Consider the following 11,344-nt stretch of genomic DNA (forward strand, 5'->3'; position numbering starts at 1 on the left):
ATCTGCCTGGATCAGTAAATCAATTGACAACCCTGCTGCCGGGTTGCTATAAAATTTTGAACAATTACGGGGCTGAAGCCCTTTGTTGCTGTAGATTTTAAAAAACGCTGTGAACACGGCAGTTCACCGCATTTCAACAAAAAGCCGGATCCCAATTGCGGCCACGAAGGTCAGGGTTTTTCCGTGACACGGAAAAATTGTCTTTCGTGGCCTTTTTTATGCCCGAAAGATCCTCAAAGAATTTTTGATGCCGGCCAAAAAACACGGTTTGAAAAAATGAAAGGAAAAAGGGCATGAAAAAATTACGGGCAGTTTTATTTTTGGCAATTCTGATATTGCCGGCAGATGTTTTGGCCACTGAAGAAGGCAGCAGGTCTCAGCGCCTGGATGAAGTGGTGGTGTCGGCCACACGGTCGGAAATCGCTGTGGTTGATGCCCCCCAGAGCGTAACGGTGATTTCGGAAAAAGAAATCATGGCCTCTCCGTTTGAGCGGGTGGAAGACATTTTAAGATTTTCCGCAGGCATTTACAATACAAGCCATTACGGCTGGCAGACCGGCGGCCGGATCAGTCATCTGAGCATGCGCGGCACCGGCCGCAACCGTATGCTGATGATGATCGACGGGGTGCCCTTAAACGACAATTTCAACAATACCATTGCCTGGGTGGCCTGGGGACTGATTCCCCGGGAAGCCATCGAGCGGATTGAAATCGTGCGCGGGCCCACATCGGCTGCTTATGGTTCGGAAGGACTGGGCGGGGTCATCAATATTATCACCAAGAATCCCGCCAAAAAAAGGCAGAGCAGTGTTAAGGCAACAGCCGGTTCCGGCAAAACCTATGGCGCTTCCGCGTTTCATTCCCAGACCATATCCGATGCAGGTTTTCTGGTTTCGGCAGATTATGAGCAAAGCGACGGATTCTACATGGTGGATCCCGAAGGAATCGAGGCGTATACAACCAAAAGACATCGTGATTCCCTCAAAGGCTTTGGAAAAGCAACGTATATGCCGGGCGACAGAACAAATATTGTCAATACGACAAAAGGCAAGCGGCTTATGGGCAGAAAGCAGGCCGAAGAAGAGGGCTTGGCTGTGCTGTCGGCTTTTTTCTCGACCCACTATGCCAAATCACTTTTTTCGCCATCTGATGCGGCAAAAAAGTCCGCAGGTTTGCGATTTGAGATCCTTCCCCTTAAAGACCCCATGCGGGCAAAACCCGGTGATGAAATTGCCTTTAAAGTGTTATTTGATGAAAAACCGCTTTCAGGCTTATCCTTATACACGCAAAACGGGGATAAAGCCACAACCGATGCCGCCGGAACGGCCAGGCTGACCATGCCTGACACTGACAAGGTGCTTTTGTATGCCAGACATCGGATCGACGTTAAAGGCGACGATCAAAAGGATTATGAAATTTTCACCACTTTTCTGACATTTGAGGCAAACCATGAGATCTAAGATATGGCCGGTTTTTTCAATTTTGAGCCTTTTGTTTTTGTTTGCGCTCGGGCCCTGCCCGGCAGCCGCCCACGGCACAGACCACCGAATATTGAACCCGGAATCGGCCATTGCCGTGGAATTTGTCTATTCGGACAATGAGCCCCTCCGCTATGCGGAAGTTCTTGTTTTTTCTCCTGAAAACGATGAAGTTGAGTATCAGAACGGGCGGACAGACAGAAACGGCAGATTTGTCTTTTACCCCGATCAACCGGGCAGTTGGCATGTCCAGGCCAATGACGGCACCGGGCATCAGGAAAAAGTCTCTGTTGATGTTAAAGGGGGCAACGACACCCATGCAGACCTGGCTGCCACAGGCAATGATTCCGGAGACCATGTGCAGGATCATTCCCATGACCGGATCACGCGCCTGTGGGCCATTATTCTGGGAATAAGCCTGATTGCAAATATGTTTCTGGCGTTTTATCTGTCAAAAGCCCGGAGAAAATAAATCCTTTATCATAACGTGGGAAATTTGCTCATGCGAAACAAAAAGATCCTCTGCAGCATTGCCATGGCGGGCCTGATGATCCTGCTTCTGGCAATGGGTGCTGCAGCGGCAGAAAAAGAAAAGGGTAAGCTCTACGTGAATGGCTGGGGCTTTTTGTCGCCGGCCCCATTGCCGGAAAATAACCATTGAAAAAGCGCCCGCCGCCCGGATGCGTTGCGGGCGCAGTGGCGGCGGGGTTTTTTGCACTGGACAGACATTTGTGGCAGGCAAAGGAAATCTTAGGGCAATGCATATATCTGAAGGTATTTTATCGGCTCCGGTGCTCACCGGGGGCGCAGTTATAGCCGTGGCAGCAACTGCTGCGGGCTTAAGAAAACTTTCACCGGAAAAAATTCCCCAGGCGGGCCTGCTTTCTGCGGCATTTTTCGTGGCTTCCCTGGTGCACGTGCCCCTCGGGCCGGCAAGTGTTCACATGGTCTTAAACGGCATTGTTGGATTGCTGCTGGGCTGGGCTGCTGTTCCGGTCATTGCGGTGGCACTTTTGCTGCAGGCGGTTTTATTTCAGTTCGGGGGAATCACGTCGCTTGGCGTAAACACGATCATCATGGCCGCCCCGGCGGTTTTGTGCCATTACCTTTTCAAACCATTTTTGTCAAAAAGTCATACCCTTGTTATGGCCGCTGCATTTGCCTGCGGCGCTGCAGCGGTGTTTTTGTCCGCACTGATTGCAGCAGCCGCCCTGGTGCTCACGGGCGAGGCGTTTCGGGAAGTATCTGCGGCACTGGTTGGCGCCCATGTTTTTGTGATGATCATTGAAGGCATTGTCACCATGTTTTGCGTGGCGTTTTTAAAAAAAGTGCAGCCATCCATGTTAAACTTGGACTAAACTGGGTGCGCAGCGAAACCCCCTAAAAAATGAAACAAGATTTTAAGCGCCTATGATCAGCGAAATTTTTGCTTTTGGCAGCAGCCCGGTCCATCTTCTGGACCCGCGGATTCGGGTGATGTTTGCCGTTTTGTTCAGCGTGGTGACAGCTGTATCCGATCGTTTTCCGACAGTCTGCCTTGCCCTGCTGATGGCCCTTGCCCTTCCCGTCCTTGCCCGGCTGCCCCTTCGTCCGGTGCTCACACGGCTTTTTATCGTCAACGGCCTGGTCCTTTTTATCTGGCTGGTGCTGCCCTGGTCATATGAGGGGACACCGGTTTTTTCCATGGGGCCCCTGGTCATATCCCGGGAAGGGATCGGGCTTAGCGCACTGATTACCATCAAATCCAACGCCATTGTTCTGGCGCTGATTGCCATGGTGGCCACCATGCCGGTGGCCGTATTGGGCCAGGCCCTTGACCGGCTGCATATACCCGAAAAATTGGTTCATCTACTGCTGATCACCTATCGTTATATTTTCGTTATTGAAAGCGAATACCATCAGCTGCTCCGGGCGGCGCGTATTCGCAGTTTTACCCCCAGGACGGATTTGCACACCTATAAAACATATGCCTATCTTTTGGGCATGCTTTTTGTCAGGGCCGCAGCCCGCGGAGAGCGGGTTCATCAGGCCATGATCTGCCGGGGGTTTAACGGAAAATTTCTCTGTCTGTATAATTTTGCAATAAAACAAGGGGATCTTGTATGGATGCTGGTCATGGCAACCGGCTTGATTGGATTGGGGGTGCTGGAATGGGCTCCGGTGATTTGGTGATCGAACTGGAAAATATTTTTCTGAGCTACCCCGACGGCCGAAATATTTTTTCGGATCTGTGTTTTAAACTGCCAAAAGGCGCACGGACCGGATTGATCGGCCCCAACGGCAGCGGAAAAACCTCGCTTTTCCACCTGATTATGGGCCTTGTCCCCAGGACATCAGGCCGCATTGGGCTTATGGGACAGGAAATGGAAACCGAGAAAGATTTCCGCCAGGCGCGCAAAAAAATCAATCTGGTATTTCAAAATGCCGATGACCAGCTGTTTTCCCCCACAGTCCTGGAAGACGTGGCCTTTGGCCCTCTAAACCTGGGTGCCAGTGTCGGGGAGGCAAAAGACATCGCGCAGAAAACCCTTCAAGACCTGCATCTCTCCGGCTTTGAAGACCGAATCGCCTACCGGCTCTCCGGGGGGGAGAAAAAACTGGTGGCCCTGGCCACCGTGCTTGCCATGGATCCGGAAGTCCTTTTAATGGATGAGCCCACCACAGGCCTTGACGACGTTACCCGGGAGCGGATTATGAATATACTCAACTCCCTTGACAAAACCCTGCTTATTGCGTCCCATGAATACGATTTTCTGGCCCGGACCACAAAAAATATCTATAAAATGGAGCAGGGCCAAATTTTTTTCGCCGGCGATGCGGCCCGCCTCCATCCGCATTACCACATCCATGCAGCCGGAGATGTTCCCCATCAGCACGATGGATCATCCGGCCCCTGATACACTTTCAGGGGAGGGGCAAAGCTTTCCGGGCAGCTGAGCTTTTGCAGAATTCAGTTTGACGGGCGCCCAGACATCCTGGAATGGACATGTAAATCCACCTTTCACCCTGTATCTGCGGCAGTGGTCTCTGTCCATGATGTCATGGCCGAAACGCTTCCGCAGGTTAAGGTCATTTCGGAACTTTTGGAGCAGATGGCGGTTTTTCCGGCAGCGCTTCCGGTAGTGCCCGGCCGGCGCTGGTCCCGCCTTGATTGGTCAGGGAATTATCTTAAGGGCTCCGCACGCGGCTTGTCCTGTGACCTCACCGATGACGGCCGCATCAATGTTTTGTTGCCGCAAAATCCGTATCAGCTCTGATGCGGGTGGTTCGGGCAGAGAGAAAAGCAGCCCCCCCGAGGTCTGGGGGTCAAAGAGAAGATCGGTTAAAACGGGATCCAGATCCGGGGCAAAGCCGACACTGGGCTCGAAAAATTTCTTGTTGGCATAGGCCCCGGCCGGAAACAGCCCCATGCGCCCGAATTCAACGGCTGACGCGATTACCGGGACCGCTGACACGGACAGGGAAATTTCTTTTTTCGAGGCCCGGGCCATTTCCAGCAGGTGTCCGGCAAGGCCAAATCCGGTTACATCGGTGCACGCCCGCGGATAAAATTCTTCTGCGGCCAGCGCTGCGGTTTTGTTTAACCGGGTGGTGATGGCAATGAGTTCACTGATTGTTTTATCGTCTGCCAGTTTTCCCTTGACAGCCGTGGCCAGAATTCCGGTTCCAATGGGTTTGGTCAGGATGATCTTGTCACCAACAGCCGCCCCGCTGTTTTTCCACACCGCATCCGGGTGCACCACACCGGTTACGGACAATCCATACTTGAATTCCGGATCATCCACGGAATGGCCGCCCACGAGCACGGCGCCGGATTCATGGATCACTTCCAGGCCCCCGGCCAGGGTGTCTTTTAGCACGCTTTCAGGCAGGTCATCGGATGGAAAACACACGATGTTCATGACCGTCAGGGGCCGGCCGCCCATGGCGTAAACGTCGCTCAATGCATTGGCTGCGGCAATCCGGCCGAAATCATAGGCCGAGTCAATAATGGGCGTGAAAAAATCCAGGGTCTGGATCAGGGCCGTATCATGGCTTAACTGATAGACGCCTGCGTCATCCGAGGTCTCCATGCCCACCAGAAGGCGCGGATCGGTTTTGACGGGCAATTGTTGCACCACCCGGTCCAGCAACTCCGGACCCAGCTTGCCCGCTCAGCCCGAAGCCCGGGTTTTTTCGGTCAGCAGATATTTGGGAGTTGCGTTGTCAGCCATTGGCATTCCCGCAGAGTTTCAGCATTGATGGCACCGTAAAAGTCCAATATCTGCGTTACGCGCGATTTCTCAGAATTTCACGTACTGATAAGTACGCTGCATTCTTCGAAATCGCGCAAGCCTTGATCTTGAACTTTTTACGGCGCCATCTGAAAATCGACTTTTTACGAGCGCGTCAGCATTAAGATCATTAAAAACAATAAAACGGCAGCGGCATGATTGTAAAATAAAATATTTCAGGAAAATCGTAGCCGGCAATGGGTTTGGATGTAAAATGGATTATTTCAATAACATTTTAAGTATTCATTTAAAACATCGATTCAAAGCTTGTTATAGTTAATTATAGATAATCTAAATAATTTTCCAATAATATATCGATATTATCAAATTGACATCTTTTTTGTGTTTTTATAGGAATTGATGACACCGTAAAAAGTCTGATTTCAGATGGTGCCGTAAAAAGTTCAAGATCAAGGCTTGCGCAATTTGGAAGAATGCAGCGTACTTATCTGTACGTGAAATTCTGAGAAATTGCGCGTAACGCAGATATTGAACTTTTTACGGTGCCATCAATAATAACTGTCTGAGGGCGGCGGTTTCTTGATTAAAGGAAAGCGGCTGTCCGGACGCATTTCAGAGAGCAATAGATATGGGCTACTGGTTTTTGCACGGCACATGACACTTCAGCAGCGATGCTGCCCGGTGCGGGCAGCCATGGGGTGTCAGCCGGAAAACCGGTAACAGCTGATTTCTGATCACTTTTTCTTTTACCCGGTATTGACCCCCCTGCTTTATTACCCGGATTAACTCCGTCCTAAACCGAGCGCGCCATTGAAGTTTGTCTGCAGCCTGATGTTGCGCAGACTTTTCTGCCCCTGGCCCTGCCTTCCGGCCCTTGTGTACAGGCAAGGTCGCCGATGGGTCCGGAAAGCGGCTGTGTGGATTTTGGCAAAATCAAATAAACCTGAGTGAGGAGGGAAAATGCCTGACCGATCAGTTGGCAGTGTAATGATTGTCGGAGGGGGCGTCTGCGGTGTTCAAAGCGCTCTGGATCTGGCCAATTCAGGATATAAAGTCTATCTGGTGGAAAATAAGCCCGCCATAGGCGGTGCCATGTCTCAGCTGGACAAAACCTTTCCCACAAATGATTGTTCCATGTGCATTTTGTCTCCCCAGCTTGTGGAAGCCGGCAGGCACAGAAATATAGAGCTTTTGACCCTTTCTGAACTGGAGTCTGTTTCCGGCGGGGCCGGATGTTTTACCGTAAGGGTGCGGAAACGGGCCCGGAGCGTGGATGCTCAACTGTGCACCGGCTGCGGAAACTGTATTGAAGCTTGTCCTGTGCAGCAACATCAACTTTAAGAAAGGATTTCTTATGTCCAAATGGGAACCAAAAATAGCGGCCTTTTTTTGCAACTGGTGTACCTACGGCGCAGCTGATCTGGCAGGTGTCAGCCGTATGCAGTATCCCACGGGTATCCGGGTGATCCGCCTTCCCTGCAGCGGCCGGGTCAGTCCGAAGTTCATTCTTGCGGCATTCCGCAGCGGTGTGGACGGGGTCTGGGTGTCCGGATGCCACCCCGGCGACTGCCATTATATAGAGGGCAATTATTACGCCAGGCGCAAATTTGCACTTCTTAAAAATCTTCTGGAGCACATGGGAATTGAGCCCGGCCGTCTGCACTTTTCCTGGATCTCTTCGGCCGAGTCCACCAAGTTCGTGGAGGTTGCTGAGTTTGTCGTTGATTCTGTGAAAAAACTGGGGCCGGCCAATCGGATGATCAAGGAGGCGCCCGCAGCTGTTTTGTTTTAAAAGAGCCGTCTTTTTTGCGGCAAATCCCTTTTGGGGCAGAAGCTCAAATACAGGGGCAATGGTGCTGGGCACCCCGCGGTCTTCAAAACCGCCGGCTTCGTCTGAAAAACGAAGAGGAGGTTCGATTCCCCTTGCCCCTTCCACTGGCTGGAAAACACAATGAACAGGTATTTTACCATCGGGGTTGCCGGTCATGCAGGTCACGGGAAAACTGCACTGGTGCAATCTCTGACAGGCATGAAATCAGATAAAGTCAGAGAAGGAAAAGAAAAAAATCAATCCTCTCAATGTCTGATTGCCCCTTTGCAGTTTGCGTCCGGAGTTCAGGCGGCCTTCGTGGATGTGCCGGCAAATCCGTCATATCTCAAAAACATGGTCCGCGGGCTGTATCCGGTGGATATGGCAATAATTGCTGTGGCCGCAGATGAAGGGGTCATGCATCAAACCCGGGAGCATCTTCAGATTGTTCAATGTCTGGGCATTCATGCAGGAGTGGTTGTACTGACCAAAACCGATCTGGCCGACGAAGAGATCTGCTCGCTGGCTGAAATGGAAATCAACGATTTAACGGAAAACACATTTTTTGCGGATGCTCCGGTTTGCCGGTTTTCAACAGCCCGGCCGGACAAATGGGGGCACCTTCTTGAAACCATAGAATCAGGTGCTAAAAAAGTGCCGCCCCGACAAGCTGACCTTCCCTTTCGTCTCTGGATCGATCAGGTCAAGCAGTCAGCCGGTTTTGGAACAATAGTGACCGGAACCATTCTTCAGGGCAGTATCCGGGTAAATGAAACGGTGAAGATAGAACCCGAAGGCCGGCAAAGCCGGGTCCGGTTTATGGAAACCCATGGCATAAGAACAGGTTCGGCCGCAGCGGGTCAGCGGGTTGGAATCAATCTGCATAAAATCGCCTTTCAGTCGGTAAAAAAGGGAATGGTGCTCACGTCTCCGGAAACCGGAAGTGTTTGCCGGTTTATTAACGCGGAAACGGGGCTGTGGGAAAACGCCGGCCGGCCTGTAAACAGTCGAATCCGCATGAGGCTTTTTATCGGAACTGCCGTTGTAAGCGCCATGCTGGTTTTTATGGATACTGATTTTCTGGAGCCCGGCAGGAAATGTCTGGTCCAGTTTCGTCTCAACCGGCCTGTTTCATGCATGCCGGGAGACAGATTTGCAGTGTCTTTTTTAAATGACAACAGGCTGGTCGGAGGCGGGCGGGTGCTTGCGCCAAGTGATGAAAAATTCCGCAAAGCCAAAGCTTCCAGCCAGATCGCATGCCTGAAGGCCCTTCAGGAAAATGACAGCTCCGGATACCTTGGTGCAGTCCTTGACCGTTATCCGAATACACCGTTTTCCCCCGCAGACCTGGCTGATCGGTCCTTGTTCCCGGAATCCGTGTTTGAGGATGAAATCAGGCGCGGGCTTGGAAAAGACAAACTGATCCGGGTGGGTGACGGCGTGGTTAAAAGGCAGCAATATGAAAAACTGCTGCGAGAGGTAAGGGCTCTTTTTAAAAAACCGTCAGTCGGTCAAAAATCTATACAACCACGGTTTCATATCAGAGAGGTGGCTGACCGGCTGGGAATTTTGGCGGAATCGGAGGTTTTACATCATGTGATGGCCCGGCTGTGCGCTCAGGGGCATCTTTGCCTGTTTAAAGGTTATTATCAGGTTCCCGCCCATTCTGTAAGGTTGTCCGCTGATTATAAAAACCTGGCTTCAAGCGTCATGGAGTTTGCCAATGAGTGCGGATTAAAACCTTTTACAGCCGGCCATTTCAACAAAACTCACCATGATCAGTATGAAAAAGCAAGGGTGGAAAAAATCCTGCGGTTTTTGGTTTCGCAAAATAAATTGATTCCACTTGAAGGAGGAAAGTTTATCACTCCGGATGCTGTCAGGCAGATTCGGGAACGGATGGTGTCGTTTATCAAAGAGCAGGGAAAATTTTCAATCCGTGATTGTCACGATGTCTTCGGCTACGGCCGTTCCCAGGCCGTGGCGGTGCTGGAATACCTTGACGAAACAGGCATGACAAAGCGGCTGGAAAATTTCAGGGTCCTGGGCCCTGATGCCGGTTTGCCTGAATTTCAGCAGCAGAAATAAATTGATTATGGCCAAAATGCTTTAAGGAGATTTTAAATGGAACCCTTTGTTCTGGAAAAAGAAAAAAAAGAGCGATTCCTGGATCGTATTCGTGACATGGTGCCCGGCGGCGACCGCCTGGATCTTTGTCTGACCTGCGGCGCATGTGCATCAGGATGTCCGGCCACCGGCCTTGAAGGAATGGATCCGCGTAAATTTTTGCGCCTGGCGGTTCTGGGCCTTGATGATCAGATCGCCGGCCACCCGTGGGTATGGATGTGCTCCATGTGCATGCGCTGTACTCATGCCTGTCCAATGGGGATCAATATCGGGGCCATGGTATATGAAGCCCGCAATCTATGGCCCCGGGACCAGAGACCAAAGGGTATCCTGGGGTCCTGCGACATGGCCCTTCGCAATTCCAGCGGCAGTGCCATGGGCATTTCAGAGGATGATTTTGAATGGGTGATCGAAGACATCCTCGGGGAAGTCCGGGAAACCCAGCCGGCATGGAAAGACCTGCAGGCGCCTGTGGACAAAAAAGGGGCGCATTTTTTCCTGAGCCAGAATTCCAGGGAACCCGGAATTGAGCCAGAGGAAATGGTTCCTTTATGGAAAATCCTCCACATTGCCGGTGTTGACTGGACATACAGCAAACGGGGCTGGGGCGGAGAAAATTACTGCATGTTTCTGGCAGATGACCAGAGCTGGGAAAAAGTTACCCGAAACACCATAGAGTCTGCAATGGATCTGGGCTGCAAGGTGTATCTCAACACCGAATGCGGCCATTCCACTTATTCAGTGTGGATGGGGCAGAAAAAATTCAATATTGACACGCCTCTTCAGATCGAACCCATTGTGCCCCATTATGCCCGATGGATTCGGGAAGGCAGGCTAAATCCAAACTCTGAGTGGAACCGGGATCTGAAAATCAAGTTTACAGTGCAGGATCCCTGCCAGCAGGTCAGAAAAAGCTTTGGTGATCCCCTGGCCGAAGATTTGCGATTTGTTGTCAAAGCCTGTGTGGGTGAAGAAAATTTCATTGATATGGTCCCGAATCGTTCCAATAACTATTGCTGCGGCGGGGGCGGCGGTTACCTGCAGTCCGGGTATAACGAGGCGCGCCTGAAATATGGGGAGCTCAAAAAAGACCAGATTCTGGCAACCGGCGCACATTATTGTGTAACCCCCTGTCATAACTGCCATGACCAGATCCATAAACTCGCAGAGCATTACCAGTGCGGATACCATACCATTCATCTCTGGACCTTGCTCGCCTTGTCCCTGGGCGTTCTGGGAGAAAATGAACGCACCTACCTGGGAGAGGATCTGCAGGATGTCAATCTGCCGGGAGCCTGATGCCGGAAGCGTTGTCAATAACGTGTAAAAACGAATGCAATGGAGGCTCTTGTGACTCATCAGGACCAGCCCGTCGGAGCTGTAATGGTCATTGGGGGAGGAATAGCGGGAATCCAGGCTTCTCTGGATATGGCTGATTCAGGTTTCCGGGTATACCTTGTGGAGGAAAAGCCGGCAATAGGCGGGGTTATGGCCCGGCTGGATAAGACTTTTCCCACAAATGACTGTTCAATGTGTATTCTTTCGCCCAAACTGGTCGAGGTGGGCCGGCACATAAACATAGAGCTTCTGACCCTCTCAGAGGTAAATTCCATATCTGGCGAAGAAGGCGATTTTGAAGTAAGCATAACTCAGCATCCGCGCTATGTGGACATGGACAAATGCATAGCATGCGG

11 protein-coding genes, 1 tRNA gene and 1 pseudogene are annotated in these 11,344 nt (G+C 51.3%); 12 read left to right on the forward strand and 1 reads right to left on the reverse strand.

What is annotated here, in order from left to right; all coding sequences use genetic code 11:
• Positions 1-350 precede the first annotated feature (350 nt).
• The 6 genes from R6U41_RS12165 to R6U41_RS12190 all read left to right on the forward strand — a co-directional run bounded on the left by R6U41_RS12165 (position 351) and on the right by R6U41_RS12190 (position 4,375).
• Positions 351-1,460 carry a TonB-dependent receptor plug domain-containing protein gene (locus tag R6U41_RS12165; protein ID WP_410270104.1) on the forward strand — a complete coding sequence of 370 codons (1,110 nt, stop codon included), beginning with the start codon at positions 351-353 and terminating at the stop codon, positions 1,458-1,460.
• Positions 1,450-1,950 (forward strand): hypothetical protein, encoded by a 501-nt coding sequence (locus tag R6U41_RS12170; RefSeq protein WP_410270105.1) that lies wholly within the window; start codon positions 1,450-1,452, stop codon positions 1,948-1,950. The genes R6U41_RS12165 and R6U41_RS12170 overlap by 11 nt, the downstream gene beginning before the upstream one ends.
• Before the next feature lie 30 nt (positions 1,951-1,980).
• Positions 1,981-2,139 carry a hypothetical protein gene (locus tag R6U41_RS12175; RefSeq protein WP_410270106.1) on the forward strand — a complete coding sequence of 53 codons (159 nt, stop codon included), beginning with the start codon at positions 1,981-1,983 and terminating at the stop codon, positions 2,137-2,139.
• A gap of 97 nt (positions 2,140-2,236) precedes the next feature.
• A complete protein-coding gene (gene cbiM / locus R6U41_RS12180) occupies positions 2,237-2,836 on the forward strand; it encodes a cobalt transporter CbiM (protein WP_410270107.1) in 600 nt (199 codons plus the stop codon).
• A gap of 52 nt (positions 2,837-2,888) precedes the next feature.
• Positions 2,889-3,650 carry a cobalt ECF transporter T component CbiQ gene (cbiQ, locus tag R6U41_RS12185; RefSeq protein ID WP_410270108.1) on the forward strand — a complete coding sequence of 254 codons (762 nt, stop codon included), beginning with the start codon at positions 2,889-2,891 and terminating at the stop codon, positions 3,648-3,650.
• Positions 3,629-4,375: an energy-coupling factor ABC transporter ATP-binding protein gene (locus R6U41_RS12190; RefSeq protein ID WP_410270109.1), complete on the forward strand. Its 747-nt coding sequence runs from the start codon at positions 3,629-3,631 to the stop codon at positions 4,373-4,375. The genes cbiQ and R6U41_RS12190 overlap by 22 nt, the downstream gene beginning before the upstream one ends.
• Positions 4,376-4,633: 258 nt before the next feature.
• On the opposite strand, the gene selD is transcribed toward R6U41_RS12190, so the two are convergent.
• Entirely contained in the window at positions 4,634-5,692 is a 1,059-nt protein-coding gene (gene selD, locus R6U41_RS12195) for a selenide, water dikinase SelD (protein WP_410270110.1), read from the reverse strand.
• 981 nt (positions 5,693-6,673) lie between these two features.
• On the opposite strand from selD, the pseudogene R6U41_RS12200 reads away from it, so the two are divergent.
• The 6 genes and pseudogenes from R6U41_RS12200 to R6U41_RS12225 all read left to right on the forward strand — a co-directional run.
• Positions 6,674-7,039, forward strand: a pseudogene (locus R6U41_RS12200) (FAD-dependent oxidoreductase); the annotation flags it as partial.
• 28 nt (positions 7,040-7,067) lie between these two features.
• Positions 7,068-7,505, forward strand: a complete 438-nt coding sequence (locus tag R6U41_RS12205; protein ID WP_410270111.1) for a hydrogenase iron-sulfur subunit — start codon at positions 7,068-7,070, stop codon at positions 7,503-7,505.
• Between the two features lie 51 nt (positions 7,506-7,556).
• A tRNA-Sec gene (locus R6U41_RS12210) sits at positions 7,557-7,648 on the forward strand.
• A 16-nt stretch (positions 7,649-7,664) separates the two neighbouring features.
• A complete protein-coding gene (locus tag R6U41_RS12215) occupies positions 7,665-9,611 on the forward strand; it encodes a SelB C-terminal domain-containing protein (protein WP_410270112.1) in 1,947 nt (648 codons plus the stop codon).
• 36 nt (positions 9,612-9,647) lie between these two features.
• Entirely contained in the window at positions 9,648-10,949 is a 1,302-nt protein-coding gene (locus R6U41_RS12220) for a (Fe-S)-binding protein (RefSeq protein ID WP_410270113.1), read from the forward strand.
• Positions 10,950-10,988: 39 nt separating this feature from the next.
• Positions 10,989-11,344, forward strand: a 356-nt coding sequence (locus R6U41_RS12225) for an FAD-dependent oxidoreductase (RefSeq protein ID WP_410270114.1), incomplete at its 3' end; no start/stop codon positions are given.

This window comes from Desulfosalsimonas sp., assembly GCF_046483245.1.
GTDB lineage: Bacteria > Desulfobacterota > Desulfobacteria > Desulfobacterales > Desulfosalsimonadaceae > Desulfosalsimonas.

Excerpts from the sequence above, each read along its gene's own strand:
- R6U41_RS12170 (WP_410270105.1), top strand. The coding sequence starts at position 1,450 with ATGAGATCTAAGATATGGCCGGTTTTTTCAATTTTGAGCCTTTTGTTT.
- R6U41_RS12175 (WP_410270106.1), top strand. The coding sequence starts at position 1,981 with ATGCGAAACAAAAAGATCCTCTGCAGCATTGCCATGGCGGGCCTGATG.
- cbiM (WP_410270107.1), top strand. The coding sequence starts at position 2,237 with ATGCATATATCTGAAGGTATTTTATCGGCTCCGGTGCTCACCGGGGGC.
- cbiQ (WP_410270108.1), top strand. The coding sequence starts at position 2,889 with ATGATCAGCGAAATTTTTGCTTTTGGCAGCAGCCCGGTCCATCTTCTG.
- R6U41_RS12190 (WP_410270109.1), top strand. The coding sequence starts at position 3,629 with ATGGGCTCCGGTGATTTGGTGATCGAACTGGAAAATATTTTTCTGAGC.
- R6U41_RS12205 (WP_410270111.1), top strand. The coding sequence starts at position 7,068 with ATGTCCAAATGGGAACCAAAAATAGCGGCCTTTTTTTGCAACTGGTGT.
- R6U41_RS12215 (WP_410270112.1), top strand. The coding sequence starts at position 7,665 with ATGAACAGGTATTTTACCATCGGGGTTGCCGGTCATGCAGGTCACGGG.
- R6U41_RS12220 (WP_410270113.1), top strand. The coding sequence starts at position 9,648 with ATGGAACCCTTTGTTCTGGAAAAAGAAAAAAAAGAGCGATTCCTGGAT.